Below are 19,496 nucleotides of genomic sequence, written 5' to 3' on the forward strand. Positions count from 1 at the left end.
CTTTGAATACTATGAATTTGATAGCTGCTCACGCAGACATGGTCTGCGCCAGCCAGGGTTTTGTAGCCAAACGTTGGGCTTCGAACGCCTTGATCTTGTCGGCATGACGCAGGGTCAGGCCGATGTCGTCAAAGCCGTTGAGCAAGCAGTACTTGCGGAAGGCCTGTACGTCGAATTGGATTTCTTCACCCTGTGGCTTGACAATGACTTGGCGCTCCAGATCAATGGTGAGCTGGTAGCCGGGGAAGGCTAGTGCTTCGTTGAACAACTGGTCTACTTGGGCTTCGCTCAGCTGGATCGGCAGCAGGCCGTTCTTGAAGCAGTTGTTGAAGAAGATGTCGGCGTAGCTGGGCGCGATGATGGCGCGAAAGCCATATTGGTCAATCGCCCAGGGCGCATGCTCGCGGCTGGAGCCGCAGCCGAAGTTTTTGCGCGCCAACAGGATGGATGCGCCGGCATAGCGGGGTTGGTTCAGCACAAAGTCAGGGTTGGGCTTGCGGCTGGCGGGGTCCTGGCCGGGGTAGCCCGCATCCAGGTAGCGCCACTCGTCAAACAGGTTCTGACCGAAGCCGGTTTTACGGATAGATTTGAGAAACTGCTTGGGGATGATCGCGTCGGTATCCACGTTTTCGCGGTCCATGGGCGCAACCAGCCCTTGGTGAACGGTAAATTTTTTCATTTCTTGGCAGCGCCTTCAATTTTCTCGCCGGCCTTTTGAATGTCCTGGCCCATGCCTTTGACGGTGTTGCATCCAGACAGCAACAGCAGGGCAGTGGCGCATGCGGCGATAAGTGCGGTTTTCATATTCAGTCCTTTCAAGGGTTCAGGCGAACTTGCGGATATCAACAAAATGACCATGGATGGCTGCGGCAGCCGCCATAGCGGGGCTCACCAAGTGGGTGCGGCCACCGGCGCCCTGGCGGCCTTCGAAGTTGCGGTTGCTGGTGGAGGCGCAGCGCTCGCCCGGCTCCAGGCGGTCGGCGTTCATGGCCAGGCACATGGAGCAGCCCGGTTCGCGCCACTCGAAGCCGGCAGCCTTGAAGATCTCATGCAGGCCTTCGCGCTCGGCCTGTTCTTTGACCAGGCCGGAGCCGGGCACGACCATGGCCAGCTTGATGTTCTTGGCCACTCTCTGGCCGAGCTTTTTCACCACGGCAGCGGCTTCACGCATGTCTTCGATGCGGCTATTGGTGCAGGAACCGATGAACACTTTGTCCACGAACAAATCGTTCAAGGCCTTGCCGGGCTCCAAGCCCATGTAGGTGAGTGCCCGCTCGATGGCGCCACGCTTGTTGGCGTCTTTTTCCTTGTCGGGGTCCGGAACAGAAGCGTCCACGCCCAGCACCATTTCGGGCGAGGTACCCCAGGTGACTTGCGGCACGATCTGGGTAGCGTCCAGCTCCACCACGGTGTCGAAATGCGCACCGGGGTCCGAGTGCAGGGTCTTCCAGAAGGCGACAGCCTGTTCCCACTCCACTGCGGCAGCTTCAGGTGTGGCGGCGTTGGCGCCGGGGGCCAAGGGGCGGCCCTTGATGTAGTCGATGGTTTTCTCATCCACGGCGACCAATCCAGCGCGGGCGCCGGCTTCAATGGCCATGTTGCACACCGTCATGCGGCCTTCCATACTCAACGCACGGATGGCGGAGCCGCCGAATTCGATGGTGTAGCCGGTGCCGCCTGCGGTGCCGATTTTGCCGATGATGGCCAGCACAATGTCCTTGCCGGTGATGCCGGGAGCAACGTTACCTTCGACCTTGATCAGCATGTTCTTCGCCTTTTTGGCCAAGAGGGTTTGCGTGGCCATCACGTGCTCGACCTCACTGGTACCGATGCCATGGGCCAAGGCTCCAAAAGCACCGTGCGTGGAGGTATGGGAGTCGCCGCACACCACGGTCATGCCGGGCAGGGTGGCGCCGTTTTCAGGCCCCATGACGTGTACGATGCCCTGGCGCTTGGACAGGAAGGGGAAATAAGCGGCTGAGCCGAATTCCTTGATGTTGCTGTCCAGGGTGGTGACCTGTTCTTTGCTGGTCGGGTCGGTGATGCCGTCGTAGCCCAGCTCCCAACCGGTGGTCGGCGTGTTGTGGTCGGCGGTGGCCACAATGGAACTCACGCGCCAGACCTTGCGGCCCGCTTCACGCAGCCCTTCAAACGCCTGGGGGCTGGTCACTTCGTGGACCAGATGGCGGTCGATGTAGAGGATGGAGGTGCCATCGTCTTCGGTATGGACGACGTGGTCGTCCCAGAGTTTGTCGTAGAGCGTGCGTGCCATTTTTGCTTCCTTTAGAGAGACGATTTTAGGTGGTCGACCAGCAAGCGCGCACTGCGCGGCAGGGTCGAGAAGTCGCGGGCCACCAGCTCAATGCGGCGGTGGGCCCAGGGGTCGGTGAGGGGAACTGCGGCCAGTTCACCTGCGTTGTGCATCAGGGTGAATGCGCGCAGGGGCATGACGCCCACGCCCAGGCCGTTGTGAATCATGCGGCACATGGCATCGAGCCCGGTGACCTGGATGCGCAGTTTGATGCTCTGGCCCAGCGCTGTGGCCGCCTGGCGCATGGCGACATAGATGGAGCTGTTGGAGTGCAGGCCCACATGATCCAGCGCCAAGGTGTCCGCGAACGCGACTGAGGGCTCGCGGGCGAGCGCATGGGTGCGGGGAACAATAAGCACCAGTTGGTCCTGCCGGTAGGGCAGGGTCTGCAATTCGCCCACGCCGTCCGCCGTATTGCAGACACCAAAATCGGCGGCACCTTCCTCAACGGCACGAATGACTTCGGTACTCAGGTGCTCTTCCAGATCAATCTTGATGCCTTGGTGGGCACGGATGAAGGCGCCCAAGTCTTCCGGTAGAAACTGCACCGTGGCCGAGATGCTGGCGTGTACCCGCACCTGGCCTTTGGCGCCGTCGGCATATTCCGTGAGCTCAGTGTGCATACGGTCGAGGCTGAAGAACACGCTGCGGGCGTGGTGCAACAGGCTTTGCCCCGCTGGGGTAGGGTGCACACCGCGTGAATGGCGTTGTAGCAGCTGGCTGCCTAGCGCCAGCTCCAGATCACTGAGCCGCTTGCTGAGTGCTGAGGGGGCAATGAATTCGCGCTCCGCAGCCTTGCCGATGCTACCTGTCTCGCAGACAGCCACAAACATCTGTAGCGATGTCAGGTCCATCCGGCGGGTGAGGGGGCGGTCAATGTGCGGCATTTAGAGACGGCATCGTGATCAGCGATGTGAAGTCGGTATTTTCCCACTTGCTACGGGATTAGTCATCGCATTTCGAGATGCCATAGATCTTGACTGTGAAAGGCTTTTTCTCGACATGCAGCAGTCGATGGGCTGTAAATTGCTATGAAAACAGTAGCTACTTGCGCAGAGTCCATGTGCACTAGAGCCGGATTGGATACAAAAAACCCCGCGGCCTTTGCAGGCGGCGGGGTTTTCAGGGTAGGCCAGGGAGGGCTTAACGCTGGTCCAGTGGCTTGACGTCGCGCTTGACGGAGCCGGTGAACAACTGGCGTGGGCGGCCGATCTTGTACTCAGGGTCGCCGATCATTTCGTTCAACTGGGCAATCCAGCCGACGGTACGGGCCAAAGCGAAGATACCGGTGAACAGGTTCACAGGGATGCCGATGGCGCGCTGCACGATGCCGGAATAGAAGTCCACGTTGGGGTACAGCTTGCGTTGGACAAAGTAGTCGTCTTCCAGGGCAATCTTTTCCAGCTGCTTGGCCAGCTTGAACAAGGGGTCGTTTTCCAGACCCAAGGCTTCCAGCACTTCGTTGCAGGTTTCCTGCATGAGCTTGGCGCGGGGGTCGTAGTTCTTGTACACGCGGTGACCGAAGCCCATGAGCTTGACACCGGAGTTCTTGTCCTTGACCTGTTCCATGAACTGGCCGACCTTGGACACGCCGCCTTGGCGCTGGATGTCTTCCAGCATGTTCAGGCAGGCTTCGTTGGCGCCACCGTGGGCAGGGCCCCACAAGCAAGCCACACCGGCGGCAATGGCTGCAAACGGGTTGGTGCCGGAGGAACCGCACAGACGCACGGTGGAGGTAGACGCGTTTTGCTCGTGGTCAGCATGCAGGATGAAGATGCGGTCCATCGCACGTTCGATCACGGGGTTGACCTTGTACTCTTCGCAAGGAGTGCCGAACATCATGCGCAGGAAGTTGCCGGAGTAGCTCAGGTCGTTCTGCGGGTACATGAAAGGCTGGCCCACGCCGTACTTGTAGGCCATGGCCACGAGCGTAGGCATCTTGGCGATTAGGCGGATCGCGGCGATTTCGCGGTGCTCGGGGTTATTGATGTCGGTGCTGTCGTGGTAGAACGCAGACAGTGCGCCCACCAAGCCGGTCAATACGGCCATAGGGTGCGCGTCGCGGCGGAAGCCACGCAGGAAGAACTGCATCTGCTCGTTGACCATGGTGTGGTTGGTCACGAGTTTGTGGAACGCCACTTGTTCGGTTTTGTTGGGCAATTCACCCTTCAGCAACAGGTGGCAGGTGTCGAGGTAGTCGACGTTGGTGGCCAACTGTTCGATGGGGTAGCCGCGGTACAGCAGTTCACCCTTGTCGCCGTCGATGTAAGTGATGCCGGACTGGCAGGAAGCGGTTGAGAGAAAACCGGGGTCATAGGTGAACATGCCGGTCTGGGCGTAAAGCTTGCGGATGTCGATCACATCCGGTCCGATGTTGCCCTGGTACACGGGCATTTCCACACTGGGGCTGCCGTTACTGAACGACAGGGTGGCTTTGTTATCAGCTAGTTTCATCTTTCGCCTTTCAGAGAGGTTCTCTCAACATTTTTAAAACTTCATGGACGTCTGCGCGATCGAGGGCAGCGTCCACCTGCAACAGCGTTTTTCGTGCCAGATGGACGTCCAGCAGGTCGTTGTCGCTCAAGTCCATCAGCGCCGACAGGGCATCGGCATGGCGCACCGTCAGCGTATCGCTGTACCGGCGGAAGAAGCGCTCGATGAACAAGTCGTTTTCCAGCAAGCCGCGCCGGCAACGCCATTGCAGCTTGCTCAAACCCCGTTCATCAATCAATGCTTCAGTCACGCGTGTGCACCTTGGTCTGTATCAAACGGCACGCAGGACCATCATTTCCTTGATCTTGCCGATGGCCTTGGTGGGGTTCAGACCCTTGGGGCACACATCGACGCAGTTCATGATGGTGTGGCAACGGAACAGGCGGTAGGGGTCTTCCAGATTGTCCAGACGCTCACCGGTGGCTTGATCGCGGCTGTCCGCAATGAAGCGGTAGGCCTGCAGCAAGCCGGCGGGACCTACAAACTTGTCGGGGTTCCACCAGAAGCTGGGGCAGCTGGTCGAGCAGCTGGCGCACAAGATGCACTCATACAGGCCGTTGAGTTCTTCACGCTCTTCGGGGGACTGCAGACGCTCTTTCTCAGGCGGCACGGTGTCGTTGATCAGGTAAGGCTTGATCGAGTTGTACTGCTTGAAGAACTGGGTCATATCCACGATCAGATCGCGGATCACGGGCAGACCGGGCAGAGGCTTGAGGACAATCTTGCCGGGCAGGGTGCGCATGTTGGTCAGGCAGGCCAGACCGTTCTTGCCGTTGATGTTCATGGCATCCGATCCGCAGACACCTTCGCGGCAGGAGCGGCGGAAGGAGATGGAAGGATCGATGGCTTTGAGCTTCATCAAGGCGTCCAGCAGCATGCGCTCGGAACCGTCGAGTTCTACCTCGATGTCCTGCATGTAGGGCTTGGCATCCTTGTCGGGATCGTAGCGGTAGATGGAGAAAGTACGTTTGGTCATGTTCAGGTTCTCGCGAAGGGTCTACGCTTAGAAAGTACGGACTTTGAGTGGCACGGAGTCCACGGTCAAAGGCTTCATCTGCACGGGCTTGTAGCTCAGGCGGTTGCCCTCGCTGTACCACAGGGTGTGTTTGTGCCAGTCTTGGTCGTTACGGCCATTGGGGTGTTCAGGCGTGTCGCCGTAGTCGTCCACCGTGTGGGCACCACGGCTCTCGTGACGGGCCGCTGCCGACACGATGGTGGCCTGTGCGGCTTCGATCAGATTTTCGACTTCCAGCGCTTCGATGCGTGCAGTGTTGAAAACCTTGGACTTGTCCTTGAGGTTGAGCGCCTTGACACGCTCGCGCAGCTCGGCAATCTTGACCACGCCTTCGTCCATGCTCTTCTGGGTACGGAACACGCCAGCGTGTTGCTGCATGGAAGCGCGCAGGTCGTTAGCAACGTCCTGGGCGTACTCACCGCTGGTGGCCTTGTCCAAGCGGGAAACGCGTTCCAACGTGCGGTCTGCAGCGTCCTTGGGCAGAGGCTTGTGCTCCTTGCTGCCTTTGATGTAGTTGACGATGTGGTTGCCTGCTGCACGACCGAACACCAGCAGGTCCAGCAGGGAGTTGGTGCCCAGGCGGTTGGCGCCGTGCACGGATACGCAGGAGCATTCGCCTACGGCGTACAAACCGTTGACCACCTGGTTGTGCACGTCGCCGTTTTGCACCACCACCTGGCCATTGACGTTGGTGGGAATACCACCCATCTGGTAGTGGATGGTGGGCACCACGGGGATAGGTTCTTTGGTGATGTCCACGTTGGCGAAGTTCACGCCGATTTCATACACCGATGGCAGGCGCTTGTGGATGGTTTCTGCACCCAAGTGGTCCAGCTTCAAGAGCACATAGTCCTTGTTCGGACCGCAGCCACGGCCTTCCTTGATTTCCTGGTCCATGGAGCGGGACACGAAGTCACGCGGAGCCAAGTCTTTGAGGGTAGGCGCATAGCGCTCCATGAAACGTTCGCCGTTGCTGTTGAGCAGAATAGCGCCTTCGCCGCGGCAACCTTCGGTCAGCAACACGCCGGCACCAGCCACGCCGGTGGGGTGGAACTGCCAGAACTCCATGTCTTCCAACGGTATGCCAGCACGCGCTGCCATGCCAAGGCCGTCACCGGTGTTGATGAAGGCGTTGGTGGAGGCTGCGAAGATACGACCTGCGCCACCGGTGGCCAGCAGGGTGGTCTTGGCTTCCAGAATGTGGATATCGCCGGTTTCCATTTCCAGGGCGGTGACACCGACCACGTCGCCTTCGGCGTCACGGATCAGGTCCAGTGCCATCCACTCCACGAAGAAGCTGGTCTTGGCTGCCACGTTCTGCTGGTACAGCGTGTGCAACATGGCGTGACCGGTACGGTCAGCGGCAGCGCAAGCGCGTTCCACAGCTTTTTCACCGTAGTTGGCGGTGTGGCCGCCGAAGGGGCGCTGGTAAATGGTGCCGTCAGGGTTGCGGTCGAAAGGCATACCCATGTGCTCCAGGTCGTACACCACCTTGGGAGCTTCACGGCACATGAACTCGATAGCGTCCTGGTCGCCGAGCCAGTCGGAGCCCTTGACGGTGTCATAGAAGTGGTAGTGCCAGTTGTCGTCGTTCATGTTGCCCAAGGAGGCACCGATGCCGCCTTGTGCTGCCACGGTGTGGGAGCGGGTGGGGAACACTTTGGACAGAACGGCCACATTCAGTCCGGCACGTGCCAGCTGCAGGGAAGCGCGCATGCCGGAGCCACCGGCGCCGACGATCACGACGTCGAATTTGCGTTTAGAGACGGAGTAAGACATGTATTAGTGCCTGTTGGAGGGGATCAGAGACGCCACAGAACCTGGATAGCCCAGCCGGCGCAGCCGACCAGCCAAACAATGGAGAACACTTGCAGAGACAAGCGGATGGAGACGGGTTTGACGTAATCCATCCAGATATCGCGCACACCCACCCATACGTGGTACAGCATGGCGATGATGACCGCGAAGGTCAGGAACTTCATCCACTGCTGGGAGAAGATGCCGGCCCATTTGTCGTAGCCGATGGGGCCTTTGAACAAAATCACCTGCGCCAGCAGGGCGATGGTGAACAAAGCCATCAAGACGGCGGTGACGCGTTGCGCCAGCCAGTCCCGCAGGCCGTAGTGCGCGCCAACGACGACGCGCTTGGATCCGTAATTCACTGCCATTTGGTTTTCCTTTTCTCGTTGTTAGTAGGCGCCGAAGAGCTTGAGGGCCAGCACCAGGGTGAGCAAGCTGCCCAGACCCAGAGTGAAGATGGCGGAGCTGCGACCGAATTCTTTGCTCACAGCATGGTTGATGTCCATCCACAAGTGGCGCATGCCTGCGATGAAGTGGTGCAAATACGCCCAGATGATGGCCAGAGCCACCAGCTTCACAAACCAGCCGGGGATAAAGCCGACTCCAACGCTAAAGACGCTGGTGAACTTTGCAAATGAGATTTCCGAGGATACGGATGTGTCGAACATCCAGATAATGAAAGGCATCAGGATGAACATGATGGCCCCGCTGATGCGGTGCAGGATGGAAACCCATCCGGCGGGGGGGAGTCGATAGGTGGGCAGGTCACTCAGCGCATTGATGTTGCGGAATTCAGGCCGCGCGCGCTTGGGTTGGGAGTTGAGCTCAGTCATGGATGGGCTTTCTTGGATGTAACGTGTTTGTAATTCTGGGAATCGCAGGCCAAAATTCTATTGCACCGCACCAATCTGACATTGGACTTGCATGGTGCAACGCATCAATTTAGCGCATTTCGATAGTAGTGTGTGTCGGTCAAGTACAAGCCCCGACGGAGCTCCATAGGTAAATCGTTGTAGGTGTACGCGGTACGCTCAACACTGAGCAAGGGGGTGCTTGCACCGATTTGGAGCAGATCTCGCTGCTCGGGGTCCGGAAGCACGGCTTTGATCTTTTCCTCGGCACGCACCATGCGCACGCCGAATTCTGTTTCAAAAAGCGCATACATCGCACCGTCATAGCTGGTCAGGCGCTCTGCCGTCAGCCCTTTGAAAGGGCCGCCGGGGAGCCACAAGTCTTCCAAAATGGTAGGAGTGCCTGCGAAAGACAACACGCGCCGCACTTGCAATACCGCATCACCAGATCGCAGAGACAAGGCGCGCGCCACATCGGCGCTGGCGCGGGTGCGCTTGCAGTCAATGATGCGGCGCTGGGCCGGCCCTTCGTTGGATGGGTCGCCCGCCTCAGGGACCAGTCGCAAAAAGCGGTATTGAATGTGCCGTTCAGCATGGGTGGCGACAAACGTACCCTTGCCCTGGCGGCGAACGACGAGGTTTTCGGCGGCGAGCTCATCAATGGCTTTACGTACCGTGCCCTGGCTGACTTTGTACCGGCCGGCAAGCTCTTGCTCACTGGGAATGGCAGTGCTGGGTTTCCATTCGCCACTCTGCAGGCTTTGTAGGATGAGGGCCTTGATTTGCTGATACAGCGGGCTGAATGCCGGCGTGCCCGATGCCCCGGTTTGCGCGCCCGGGTCGATCGATGCGCTGGGAGCGCCGTCGTTCGAAGGGAGGGTGTTTGAAGGCATGAGGGCAGGGTTTCTGTCAGCAGCGAGTCAGGCTCGGGAAATTGCTCCAATCATATCTTATATAAGACATAAGACAAATTGACCCGGCACTAAATTCGAGGGTAAACTCTGGTGCATTCTGCAGCGCAACACAGCTTATTGCGGGCGCTCCCCAGTCACCGTTTTCTCAACACTTCCTGGAGTTTTACCATGAGCAAGAAACCCGTCCGCGTTGCCGTTACAGGTGCAGCAGGTCAAATCGGTTACGCACTTCTGTTTCGCATCGCCTCCGGCGAAATGCTGGGCAAAGACCAGCCCGTGATCTTGCAATTGCTGGAAATCCCTGACGAAAAGGCCCAGAACGCGCTCAAGGGCGTCATCATGGAGCTGGAAGACTGCGCATTCCCGCTGCTGGCTGGTATCGAAGCCCATTCCGATCCGATGCAAGCATTCAAGGACACCGACTACGCTTTGTTGGTCGGCTCCCGCCCACGTGGCCCCGGCATGGAGCGTGCTGAACTGCTGGCCATCAACGGCGCCATCTTCACCACCCAAGGCAAGGCTCTGAACGCAGTGGCTTCCCGCAACGTCAAGGTGCTGGTGGTCGGCAACCCCGCCAACACCAATGCATACATCGCCATGAAGGCCGCGCCTGATCTGCCGGCCAAGAACTTCACCGCCATGCTGCGCTTGGACCACAACCGTGCCGCCAGCCAGTTGGCTGCCAAGACCGGCAAGGCCGTGGCAGACATCGAGAAGTTGGCCGTGTGGGGCAACCACTCTCCCACCATGTACGCCGACTACCGTTTCGCCACCATCGCTGGCCAGTCTGTAAAAGACATGATCAACGACGAAACCTGGAACCGCGAAACCTTCTTGCCCACCGTGGGCAAGCGTGGCGCAGCCATCATTGCTGCACGTGGTTTGTCTTCCGCTGCATCTGCCGCCAACGCGGCTATCGACCACATGCGTGACTGGGCTTTGGGCACCAACGGCAAATGGGTCACCATGGGCATTCCTTCCAACGGCGAATATGGCATTCCCAAGGAAGTCATGTTTGGTTTCCCTGTGACCTGCGCGAACGGCGAATACAAGATCGTCGAAGGCCTGGAAATTGACGCGTTCTCCCAAGAGTGCATCAACAAGACCTTGGCTGAACTGCAAGGCGAACAAGACGGCGTGAAACACCTGCTGTAATCCTTGGCCCACGCACCGGCACCCACCGTGAAGCATCCTCGCGACATCCTTTTAGGTGCGCAGGGTGCTGCGGGTGTACTGCCGGTGTGTGACCATTACAGCGGTGTAGAAGCCCGCATGGTCAAGAGCCTGCAAATGCAGGCGGACATGACCCAGGAGTTCGGCGCTTGCGTATTTGACGTGACCCTGGACTGCGAAGACGGTGCGCCCGTCGGTGGAGAGCTCGATCATGCCAATATGGTTGCGGCGCTCGCCAAGTCTGCGCAAGAAGCTCCTGATTTGATAGCAAATGGCTTGCGCCGCCGTGTGGGTGTGCGCTTGCATGCGGTAGACCACCCTGCGTTTCTGCAGGATGTGGCGTGTGTGGTCGGCGCTGCTGCCCATGCCCTGAGTTACATCATGCTGCCCAAGGTGGAGTCTGCCGCCGATGTGGAGCTGGCAGTCCGCGCCATCGATGCGTTGGGACCTGTGGCTGCTGCAATTCCATTGCATGTGTTAATCGAGTCCCCGGCAGCGGTGCATCGCGCTTTTGAGATTGCGGCCCATGCGCGCGTGCAGTCCATCAGTTTCGGTTTGATGGACTTCGTGTCCAGCCACGGTGGCGCCATTCCCGCGACAGCGATGGGGGTTCGGGCCTCGACCGATGGCGATACCTTGGACCAGTTCCACCATCCCTTGGTCGTGCGTGCCAAGACAGATATTTCTAGCGCCTGCCATGCGTTTGGCAAAGTGCCATCGCATTGCGTGGTGACTGAGTTCAAAGACGCACAAGCCTTGAGCCGGGCAGCCCGATATGCTTCCCAAGCCTTGGGTTACACCCGCATGTGGAGTATTCATCCGGACCAGATCCGGCCTATCGTTCAAGCGTTTGCCCCGGATGCAAGAGCTGTGGAGCAGGCAGCAGACATCGTGACCCGCGCCGCAGCGGCCGATTGGGGCCCTGTGTCAGCAGGTGGTGTTTTGCACGACCGGGCCAGTTACCGGTTTTTCTGGCAGGTGCTGGAGCGTGCGCACGCGACTGGTGTGGCCGTGCCTTCGGAGGTGGCTGCCTATTTCGAATCGCCCCTCGCGAAGGAGGGCGCAAGATGAAGTTTGTTGGCCTGGTGACAGCCATGCTGTGCATCGTGCTCTGGACCGGCTCCGCAGCCGCCAGCAACGTTGCGCTGCAAGCTGCCATCTCCAAGAAGAGCACTCGCGTGCAGGCACCTGCCAAGGCCGTCGACAAGCCGGTTGCCTTGAGCGAAGAACAATTGGCAGTCGCCCCCAGGGTCGCGACCGGTGTGTTGCCCTGTGAGTTGGCCCAAAAAGTGTCTGTGCAGGCGCACCCCGAGCATGCGGGGCATTTCGCCGTGGAATCCGGCAAGCAGCGTTTTGTGATGGTGCCCGTTGCAACTTCGACCGGAGCGATCCGGCTGGAAGATGCGGCCCGTGGCGCTGTCTGGTTGCAGTTGGCCAACAAGTCCATGTTGATGGATCAGCGGCAGGGACGCCGTTTGGCGGACGCCTGTATGAGCGCTGAGCAGCAGGCCGTGGCACTGGCGATGGAGAAGAACCCGGCACCCCACTTGCTGGAGCCCCTGCCCGTGCCACAAGATGGTACTGCTATGAAATAAGTAGCTGCTCGCGCACATTTCGTGGGCGCTAGAGACCGTTTTTATTGTTTTTGAAGGAGAGTGAAGATGTTGCAAGCTTACCGAGACCATGTAGCTGAACGCGCTGCGTTGGGCATTCCCCCCCTGCCTTTGTCTGCCAAGCAGACCGGCGAACTGATTGAGTTGCTGAAGGCGCCACCCGCCGGCGAAGAAGCCACCCTCGTGGACCTGATCACCCACCGCGTGCCCGCAGGTGTGGACGATGCTGCCAAGGTCAAAGCCAGCTACCTAGCTGCTGTGGCCCACGGCACTGAAAAGTGCGCTCTGATCTCCCGCGCCCGTGCCACCGAACTGCTGGGCACCATGCTGGGTGGCTACAACATCAGCCCGCTGGTGGATCTGCTGGACGATGCTGCCGTGGCTGCGGAAGCCGCCGAAGGCCTGAAGAAAACCCTGTTGATGTTTGACCAGTTCCATGACGTGAAGGAAAAGGCCGACAAGGGCAATACCTTCGCCAAGGCCGTGCTGCAAAGCTGGGCCGATGCTGAATGGTTCACCAGCCGCCCTGAAGTGCCCCAAAGCATCACCGTCACCATCTTCAAAGTGACCGGCGAAACCAACACCGACGATTTGTCCCCCGCGCCTGACGCCTGGAGCCGCCCAGACATTCCGTTGCACGCTTTGGCCATGTTGAAAAACAAGCGCGATGGCATCACCCCTGAGGAGGACGGCAAGCGCGGCCCGGTCAAGTTCATCGAAGACCTGCGCGCCCGTGGCAACCTCGTGGCCTACGTGGGTGACGTAGTGGGCACCGGCTCCAGCCGCAAGTCCGCCACCAACTCCGTGCTGTGGTTCACCGGTGAAGACATTCCTTACGTTCCCAACAAGCGTTTCGGCGGCGTGTGCCTGGGCACCAAGATCGCTCCGATCTTCTACAACACCATGGAAGATGCGGGCGCGCTGCCGATCGAGCTGGACGTGAACCAGATGAACATGGGTGACGTGGTGGAACTGCGTCCCTACGACGGCAAGGCCTTCAAAGACGGCAAGGAAATCGCATCCTTCCAAGTCAAGAGCGATGTGCTGTTTGACGAAGTGCGTGCCGGTGGCCGTATCCCCCTGATCATCGGCCGTGGCTTGACCGCCAAAGCCCGTGAAGCGTTGGGTCTGAAGCCTTCCACCTTGTTCCGCCTGCCCCAGAACCCTGCTGACACCAAGAAGGGTTTCAGCCTGGCCCAGAAGATGGTCGGTCGCGCTTGCGGTCTGCCCGAAGGCCAAGGCGTGCGCCCCGGTACCTACTGCGAGCCCAAGATGACCTCCGTCGGCTCCCAAGACACCACCGGCCCAATGACCCGCGACGAGCTGAAAGACTTGGCTTGCCTGGGCTTCTCTGCCGATTTGGTGATGCAGTCGTTCTGCCACACCGCGGCTTACCCCAAGCCCGTGGACGTGAAGATGCACCACGAGCTGCCTGACTTCATCAGTACCCGTGGTGGCGTGTCCCTGCGTCCCGGTGACGGCGTGATCCACTCCTGGCTCAACCGCATGTTGTTGCCTGACACCGTGGGCACTGGTGGCGACAGCCACACCCGTTTCCCTATTGGCATCAGCTTCCCCGCAGGTTCCGGTCTGGTGGCATTTGCCGCTGCTACCGGCGTGATGCCTTTGGACATGCCGGAGTCGGTGTTGGTGCGTTTCAAGGGCAAGATGCAGCCCGGCGTGACCCTGCGTGACTTGGTGAACGCGATTCCCTTGTACGCCATCAAGGCTGGCCTGCTGACGGTTGAGAAGAAGGGCAAGAAGAACATCTTCTCCGGCCGCATCCTCGAAATCGAAGGTTTGCCAGACCTGAAGGTCGAACAGGCGTTTGAGTTGTCTGACGCTTCCGCTGAGCGTTCCGCCGCAGGTTGCACCGTGCACCTGAACAAAGAGCCGATCATCGAATACGTCACCAGCAACATCACCATGATGAAGTGGATGATTGCGAATGGCTACGCCGATGCGCGTACCCTGGGTCGCCGCATTGCCGCCCAGGAAGCCTGGCTCAAGAACCCTGAGTTGCTCAAGGGCGATGCCGATGCAGAGTACGCAGCCGTCATCGAGATCGACTTGGCAGACATCCATGAGCCTATCGTGGCATGCCCCAACGATCCGGACGATGTGAAGACATTGGCCGAAGTGGCCGGCGCCAAGATCGATGAGGTGTTCATCGGCTCCTGCATGACCAACATCGGTCACTTCCGTGCCGCTTCCAAGCTGATGGAAGGTAAGCGCGACATTCCAGTCAAGCTGTGGATCGCGCCTCCTACCAAGATGGACGCCAAGCAATTGAGCGACGAAGGCCACTATGGTGTGCTGGGTGGTGCAGGTGCCCGCATGGAAATGCCGGGCTGCAGCTTGTGCATGGGCAACCAGGCGCAGGTGAAAGAGGGCGCCACCGTGTTCTCTACGTCCACCCGCAACTTCCCCAACCGTTTGGGCAAGAACAGCAATGTGTACTTGGGCTCGGCCGAACTGGCAGCTATCGCTTCCAAGCTGGGTCGCATTCCTACCAAGGAAGAGTATCTGGCGGACATGGGCGTGCTCACCGCCGCCAGCGACAAGGTGTACCAGTACCTGAACTTTGACAAGATCAGCGACTACACCGAGTCTGCTGCCACTGTGAAGTAATCAGCCGCTTTGGCGCCTCCGCGCCATTCGCTGCAAAAGCCCTGCAACTCCGGTTGCGGGGCTTTTTTTATGGGGTCTTTGTGTGGCTCTGAGGGCGGTTGTAACTCCCTGAAACCTGTAGGGCTGTAGCCGGTTAAACTCGCGGGCATTCTTGAATCAGTCACGAGACTGTCATATTTAACCGTTAGGAGCTCCGCATGTTGTTTGGAAAGTTGTTGCCTCGTGAAGGCAATTTTTTTGAGATGTTCAATCAGCATGCGGATCGTATCGTGGAGGCCGCCCAGGCTTTTTCCAAGCTGGTGGCTAACTACAACGACGCTGATCTGCGCGCGAAATACAACCAGGAAGTGGACGACGCCGAGCGTGCAGCAGACCGCGTGACCCATGAGGTGAACAAGGCGATTCACATCACCTTCATCACGCCCATCGACCGCGAGCAAATCCACTCCCTGATTAACACCATGGATGATGTGGCGGACCTGATTCAGGATTCTGCTGAAACCATGGCGCTGTACGACGTCCGAGTCATGACGGAAGAGATCGTGCGTTTGACCGACCTGAGCGTGAAGTGCTGCGAGCGTTTGCGTGATGCGGTGAAGCTGTTGGCGGATATCGCCGATCACGCCACAGCCGAGGCAGCCTTGAAAACCTGCGAAGAAATCGACCGTCTGGAGTCAGATGCTGACCGCGTGATGCGCACCGCCATGAGCAAGCTGTTCCGCGAGCAGGAAGATGTGCGTGAACTCATCAAGCTCAAAGCCATTTACGAGCTGCTGGAAACCATCACCGACAAGTGTGAAGACGTGGCCAATGTGATCGAGGGCATCATCCTCGAGAACTCCTGATCCACCGCGCAGGTTCAATACGATGGAACAAGTCCAGACAGCCCTGTGGGTCGTAGCCCTGTTGGTGACGCTCGCGCTGATGTTCGACTTCATGAATGGTTTTCATGACGCGGCAAATTCAATTGCGACCGTGGTGTCCACCGGAGTCCTCAAGCCCGGTCAGGCGGTGATTTTTGCCGCCTTTTTCAACTTCATAGCCATTTTCATTTTTCATCTGAGTGTTGCGGCCACCGTGGGCAAAGGCATTGTGCAGCCCGGCGTCGTGGACACCCATGTGGTGTTCGGTGCGTTGGTAGGCGCCATTACCTGGAACGTCATTACCTGGTATTACGGTATTCCCAGCAGCTCTTCCCACGCGCTGATTGGTGGCATTGTCGGCGCGGTGATTGCCAAGGCTGGAGCAGGGGCCTTGATCTCCGCTGGCATTCTGAAAACGGTAGCGTTCATTTTCGTGTCGCCCCTATTGGGCTTCACTTTGGGCTCCATGATGATGGTGGCAGTCGCCTGGATTTTCCGGCGCGCACGGCCTTCGCGCATCGATAAATGGTTCCGGCGTTTGCAGCTATTGAGCGCAGGTGCATACAGCCTGGGGCATGGCGGCAACGACGCGCAAAAGACCATAGGCATCATCTGGATGATGTTGATCGCAACCGGTTACGTATCAGCCAGTGATACGGCGCCTCCCACCTGGACCATTGTGTCTTGCTATATCGCCATCGGCGCTGGAACCATGTTCGGTGGCTGGCGGATTGTGCGCACCATGGGTCAGAAAATCACCAAGCTGAAGCCGGTGGGCGGCTTCTGTGCGGAGACCGGTGGCGCGATGACACTGTTTCTGGCGACGGGCTTGGGTATTCCTGTGTCGACGACCCACACCATTACTGGCGCCATTGTTGGAGTGGGCTCCACCCAGCGCGCCAGCGCAGTGCGATGGGGCGTTGCGGGAAACATTGTGTGGGCCTGGGTGTTGACCATCCCGGCTGCGGCTTTTGTCGCGGCAATCGCTTACTGGGTCAGTCTGCAGATTTTTTGATCAACGCGCCCGTGGCAGGCGCCTTGTCTTCCTGCATCTGGTACTCAAAAGTGCGTTGGATGCTGAAGGCGAGGGTCGCCATCAAAATGGTGGTGCCCAAGCCCAGAGCGACGATCAAGCCACCCACGGTGAGCCAATTGGTTCCGCCTTGGGGGCTATCGGGTTGCTCGGGGTTGTACCGGGCATTCCACTTTTCCAGGCTCATGAGTCCGAAAATCAATGCGTTCAGCGCGCAAGCCGCGAGCATGAAGCCCAGCAGAGGGATCAACACCCAGCTCAGCTGATCGTCTACCCCCAGGTTGCGGGCCCGCAGTACGCCATAGGTGCCCAAGAGGGTGGGTATCGGCGACAACCTGGCAATCCAGTCGTAGCGGCCGAGATAGAGCCTATGCAAGCCCAAGGCACCCAGCGTGAGCGTGAGCCAGACAGCGACCGTTTTGTTTTTCATGCGACAGGATCCACTGGCGGTGTGGATGAGCCTGATCCGATAGTTTTTTCCATCAACACGATGTCCAGCCAGCGGTCAAACTTCCAGCCACATGCAGCAATCACGCCGACTCTGTCGTAGCCGCAGCTGGTGTGGACGCCAATCGAGCCAGCGTTGGCGGAATCGCCGATCACCGCAATCAACTTGCGAACTCCACTGCGTTCTGCTTGTGACATCAGTTCAGTGAGCAAAAGCTTTCCCAGTCCTTTGCCGTGTGAGTTTGGAGCGAGGTAGATGGAGTCTTCCGCCGAAAAACGGTATGCGGGCCGAGGCTTGAACCAGTTGCAATAAGCAAAACCCACGACCTCGCTGTCTACTTCTGCCACCAGGTAGGGCAGTCCTTTGGAAAGTACGTCGGCCCGTCGTCCCTGCATGTCACTTTCGCTGGGCGGTGTGGTCTCAAAAGTACCGGTGCCTGTCAGCACATGGTGTGCATAAATGGCGGTAATAGCGCTGATATCGGATTCGGTACTGGGTCGGATTTTTGTCATGAATGAGAAAACGGTATAATGGAAGGCTATTCAGAGTGTCACTGGCCGGGTGGTCAGTTGCGTGTCTCAAACTTTGAATCGAACTTTGAATACATAGGCTGAATTCTCTCAGCTACCCAAAGGATAAATCATGGTCGTCATTCGACTCGCTCGTGGTGGTGCAAAAGCCCGCCCGTTTTTCAATATCGTTGTTGCTGACAAGCGCACCCGTCGCGACGGCCGCTTCATCGAGCGTATCGGGTTCTACAACCCCATCGCCAAGGAAAACGAAGAAAGCATCCGTATTGCGCAAGACCGCTTGACCTACTGGAAGGGCGTTGGCGCACAGGCATCTCCTACCGTGGAACGCCTGATCAACCAAGCCGCCAAAAAAGCTGCTTAACGGTTTAGCCGGCGTGCGGCGTTTGCGCCCGTACGCCGGTTGATATTCCCACCCATGCTTACAGGACTCGAAGTCACCGAATTGCCGGCAGACGCCATCGAAGTCGGTCGCATTGCGGACGCTTGGGGTATCAAAGGCTGGTTCAAGGTCCTGCCTTACAGTGCCAATCCTGAGGCACTTTTTGCTGCACGCCAGTGGTATCTGCTGCCCACTGAAAAAGGTACCAAGCCTTTTTCCGGCACAGCGCTGATGGCCGTCAAAGAATCCAAAGTTCACTCTGATTCGGTCGTAGCCTGTGCCTCCGGCATAGATGACAGGAATGGTGCCGAAGCCCTCAAAGGTTCCCGCATCTTCATCTCCCGCGCGACTTTCCCCAAGGCTGCTGCAGACGAGTTCTACTGGGTCGATCTCATCGGCCTGCAAGTCGTCAATCGCGAAGGCCAGTCACTCGGCGTCGTCCGTGAATTGATGTCAACCGGCCCGCAAACTGTCTTGGTCATTGAGGCCATGCAGGATGACAAACCAGTCGAACGGATGATCCCCTTCGTCTCTGCTTATGTGGACGACGTCAGCCTGACCGACAAGACCATCCGCGTGGATTGGCAATTGGACTATTGAGGCGCCTGCAGTGCGCTTCGACATCATCACGCTTTTTCCTGAGCTGTTTGCGCCCTTGCTGACAGCAGGCATCACACGCCGGGCTTACGAGAGTGCCTTGGTGGATGTGCATCTTCACAATCCCCGCGACTTTGCGTCTGGCAATTACCGCAGGGTTGATGACCGACCTTTCGGCGGAGGTCCCGGAATGGTGATGATGGCTGAGCCTCTGGAAGCTGCGCTTTTGGCAATCCGTGCGCAACGTCAGGATGCTGTTCCTGTCGTGTTGTTCTCGCCCATCGGGGCACCGCTCCACCATGGCGCAGTCGAGCAATGGTCCCGCAGTGCGGGCGCGATTTTGCTGTGTGGCCGCTACGAGGGCATAGATCAGCGCTTCATCGATAAGTATGTGGATCAGCAAATCAGCCTGGGTGACTTTGTGTTGTCCGGTGGAGAAATCGCTGCCATGGCACTCCTGGATGCAGTGGCGCGCTTGCAGCCCGGTGTATTGTCAGACGCTGATAGCCATCACCAGGACAGTTTCAATCCCGCACTCGATGGTCTGTTGGATTGCCCGCATTACACCCGTCCGGAAGAGTGGTCAGGTGTACCTGTGCCGCCCGTGCTGATGTCCGGACATCATGCGCGGATTGAAGAATGGCGGCGTGCCCAGCGTTTGCAACTGACGGCTTTGCACCGGCCTGACATTCTCGACAAAGCGAGAGCCCAGGGCCACATTACCGCCGCTGAAGAACGTCTTTTGCATCCCAAAGATTGAAATTGCTATAATAACGGGCTAACCGATCCTCTGCCCGGCCAGATAACAAGCCTCAAGGCTCTGATATTGGCGCCAATTCCGG

Annotated in this window: 22 protein-coding genes; 9 read left to right on the plus strand and 13 right to left on the minus strand. The window is 58.6% G+C overall.

Features of this window, described 5'->3' with window-relative positions; all coding sequences use genetic code 11:
- Nucleotides 1-28 precede the first annotated feature (28 nt).
- The 11 genes from leuD to RAN89_RS09085 form a co-directional block, all read right to left on the minus strand.
- On the minus strand, nt 29-679 hold the full coding sequence (gene leuD / locus RAN89_RS09035; protein WP_313869250.1) for a 3-isopropylmalate dehydratase small subunit: 651 nt from the start codon (nt 677-679) through the stop codon (nt 29-31).
- Nucleotides 676-804: an entericidin A/B family lipoprotein gene (locus RAN89_RS09040; protein ID WP_313869251.1), complete on the minus strand. Its 129-nt coding sequence runs from the start codon at nt 802-804 to the stop codon at nt 676-678. The genes leuD and RAN89_RS09040 overlap by 4 nt, the downstream gene beginning before the upstream one ends.
- A 19-nt stretch (nt 805-823) precedes the next feature.
- Complete coding sequence (leuC, locus tag RAN89_RS09045) at nt 824-2,272, minus strand: 3-isopropylmalate dehydratase large subunit (RefSeq protein ID WP_313869252.1); 1,449 nt, start codon at nt 2,270-2,272, stop codon at nt 824-826.
- Nucleotides 2,273-2,283: 11 nt separating this feature from the next.
- Nucleotides 2,284-3,198, minus strand: a complete 915-nt coding sequence (locus RAN89_RS09050; RefSeq protein ID WP_313869253.1) for a LysR family transcriptional regulator — start codon at nt 3,196-3,198, stop codon at nt 2,284-2,286.
- A gap of 256 nt (nt 3,199-3,454) precedes the next feature.
- Complete coding sequence (locus tag RAN89_RS09055; RefSeq protein WP_087496896.1) at nt 3,455-4,765, minus strand: citrate synthase; 1,311 nt, start codon at nt 4,763-4,765, stop codon at nt 3,455-3,457.
- 10 nt (nt 4,766-4,775) lie between these two features.
- Nucleotides 4,776-5,054 carry an FAD assembly factor SdhE gene (locus tag RAN89_RS09060; protein ID WP_087496897.1) on the minus strand — a complete coding sequence of 93 codons (279 nt, stop codon included), beginning with the start codon at nt 5,052-5,054 and terminating at the stop codon, nt 4,776-4,778.
- A 21-nt stretch (nt 5,055-5,075) separates the two neighbouring features.
- On the minus strand, nt 5,076-5,780 hold the full coding sequence (locus RAN89_RS09065; RefSeq protein ID WP_313869254.1) for a succinate dehydrogenase iron-sulfur subunit: 705 nt from the start codon (nt 5,778-5,780) through the stop codon (nt 5,076-5,078).
- A gap of 27 nt (nt 5,781-5,807) precedes the next feature.
- Nucleotides 5,808-7,598, minus strand: coding sequence for a succinate dehydrogenase flavoprotein subunit (sdhA, locus tag RAN89_RS09070; protein ID WP_313869255.1), 1,791 nt, complete (start codon nt 7,596-7,598; stop codon nt 5,808-5,810).
- Nucleotides 7,599-7,621: 23 nt separating this feature from the next.
- The gene (gene sdhD / locus RAN89_RS09075; RefSeq protein WP_087496900.1) at nt 7,622-7,987 is read right to left on the minus strand and encodes a succinate dehydrogenase, hydrophobic membrane anchor protein; all 366 of its coding nucleotides are present in this window, start codon (nt 7,985-7,987) and stop codon (nt 7,622-7,624) included.
- A 21-nt stretch (nt 7,988-8,008) separates the two neighbouring features.
- On the minus strand, nt 8,009-8,452 hold the full coding sequence (gene sdhC, locus RAN89_RS09080; protein WP_087496901.1) for a succinate dehydrogenase, cytochrome b556 subunit: 444 nt from the start codon (nt 8,450-8,452) through the stop codon (nt 8,009-8,011).
- 104 nt (nt 8,453-8,556) lie between these two features.
- Nucleotides 8,557-9,363, minus strand: coding sequence for a GntR family transcriptional regulator (locus RAN89_RS09085; protein WP_313869256.1), 807 nt, complete (start codon nt 9,361-9,363; stop codon nt 8,557-8,559).
- A 189-nt stretch (nt 9,364-9,552) separates the two neighbouring features.
- Here RAN89_RS09085 and RAN89_RS09090 point away from each other — a divergent pair, with 189 nt between their 5' ends.
- From RAN89_RS09090 to RAN89_RS09115, 6 genes are all read left to right on the plus strand, one after another.
- Entirely contained in the window at nt 9,553-10,539 is a 987-nt protein-coding gene (locus RAN89_RS09090) for a malate dehydrogenase (protein WP_313869257.1), read from the plus strand.
- Between the two features lie 27 nt (nt 10,540-10,566).
- Nucleotides 10,567-11,628, plus strand: a complete 1,062-nt coding sequence (locus tag RAN89_RS09095; RefSeq protein WP_313869258.1) for an HpcH/HpaI aldolase/citrate lyase family protein — start codon at nt 10,567-10,569, stop codon at nt 11,626-11,628.
- Nucleotides 11,625-12,152, plus strand: a complete 528-nt coding sequence (locus RAN89_RS09100) for a hypothetical protein (RefSeq protein ID WP_313869259.1) — start codon at nt 11,625-11,627, stop codon at nt 12,150-12,152. The genes RAN89_RS09095 and RAN89_RS09100 overlap by 4 nt, the downstream gene beginning before the upstream one ends.
- 66 nt (nt 12,153-12,218) lie before the next feature.
- Entirely contained in the window at nt 12,219-14,801 is a 2,583-nt protein-coding gene (acnB, locus tag RAN89_RS09105) for a bifunctional aconitate hydratase 2/2-methylisocitrate dehydratase (protein ID WP_313869260.1), read from the plus strand.
- Between the two features lie 197 nt (nt 14,802-14,998).
- On the plus strand, nt 14,999-15,646 hold the full coding sequence (locus tag RAN89_RS09110) for a DUF47 domain-containing protein (protein WP_087496906.1): 648 nt from the start codon (nt 14,999-15,001) through the stop codon (nt 15,644-15,646).
- A gap of 22 nt (nt 15,647-15,668) precedes the next feature.
- Nucleotides 15,669-16,679 (plus strand): inorganic phosphate transporter, encoded by a 1,011-nt coding sequence (locus RAN89_RS09115; protein WP_313869261.1) that lies wholly within the window; start codon nt 15,669-15,671, stop codon nt 16,677-16,679.
- Here the strand turns inward: RAN89_RS09115 and RAN89_RS09120 are convergent.
- The gene (locus RAN89_RS09120; RefSeq protein WP_313869262.1) at nt 16,660-17,127 is read right to left on the minus strand and encodes an NINE protein; all 468 of its coding nucleotides are present in this window, start codon (nt 17,125-17,127) and stop codon (nt 16,660-16,662) included. The genes RAN89_RS09115 and RAN89_RS09120 overlap by 20 nt on opposite strands.
- Nucleotides 17,124-17,657 carry a GNAT family N-acetyltransferase gene (locus RAN89_RS09125; protein ID WP_313869263.1) on the minus strand — a complete coding sequence of 178 codons (534 nt, stop codon included), beginning with the start codon at nt 17,655-17,657 and terminating at the stop codon, nt 17,124-17,126. The genes RAN89_RS09120 and RAN89_RS09125 overlap by 4 nt, the downstream gene beginning before the upstream one ends.
- Before the next feature lie 130 nt (nt 17,658-17,787).
- Here RAN89_RS09125 and rpsP point away from each other — a divergent pair, with 130 nt between their 5' ends.
- The 3 genes from rpsP to trmD are packed head-to-tail and all read left to right on the plus strand — an operon-like array spanning nt 17,788 to nt 19,414.
- Nucleotides 17,788-18,039, plus strand: a complete 252-nt coding sequence (rpsP, locus tag RAN89_RS09130; RefSeq protein WP_087496910.1) for a 30S ribosomal protein S16 — start codon at nt 17,788-17,790, stop codon at nt 18,037-18,039.
- Between the two features lie 54 nt (nt 18,040-18,093).
- A complete protein-coding gene (gene rimM / locus RAN89_RS09135) occupies nt 18,094-18,657 on the plus strand; it encodes a ribosome maturation factor RimM (RefSeq protein ID WP_313869264.1) in 564 nt (187 codons plus the stop codon).
- 10 nt (nt 18,658-18,667) lie between these two features.
- Entirely contained in the window at nt 18,668-19,414 is a 747-nt protein-coding gene (gene trmD, locus RAN89_RS09140; protein ID WP_313869265.1) for a tRNA (guanosine(37)-N1)-methyltransferase TrmD, read from the plus strand.
- The last annotated feature ends 82 nt before the right edge of the window (nt 19,415-19,496 follow it).

The sequence above is a fragment of the Rhodoferax mekongensis genome (assembly GCF_032191775.1).
GTDB lineage: Bacteria > Pseudomonadota > Gammaproteobacteria > Burkholderiales > Burkholderiaceae_C > Allorhodoferax > Allorhodoferax mekongensis.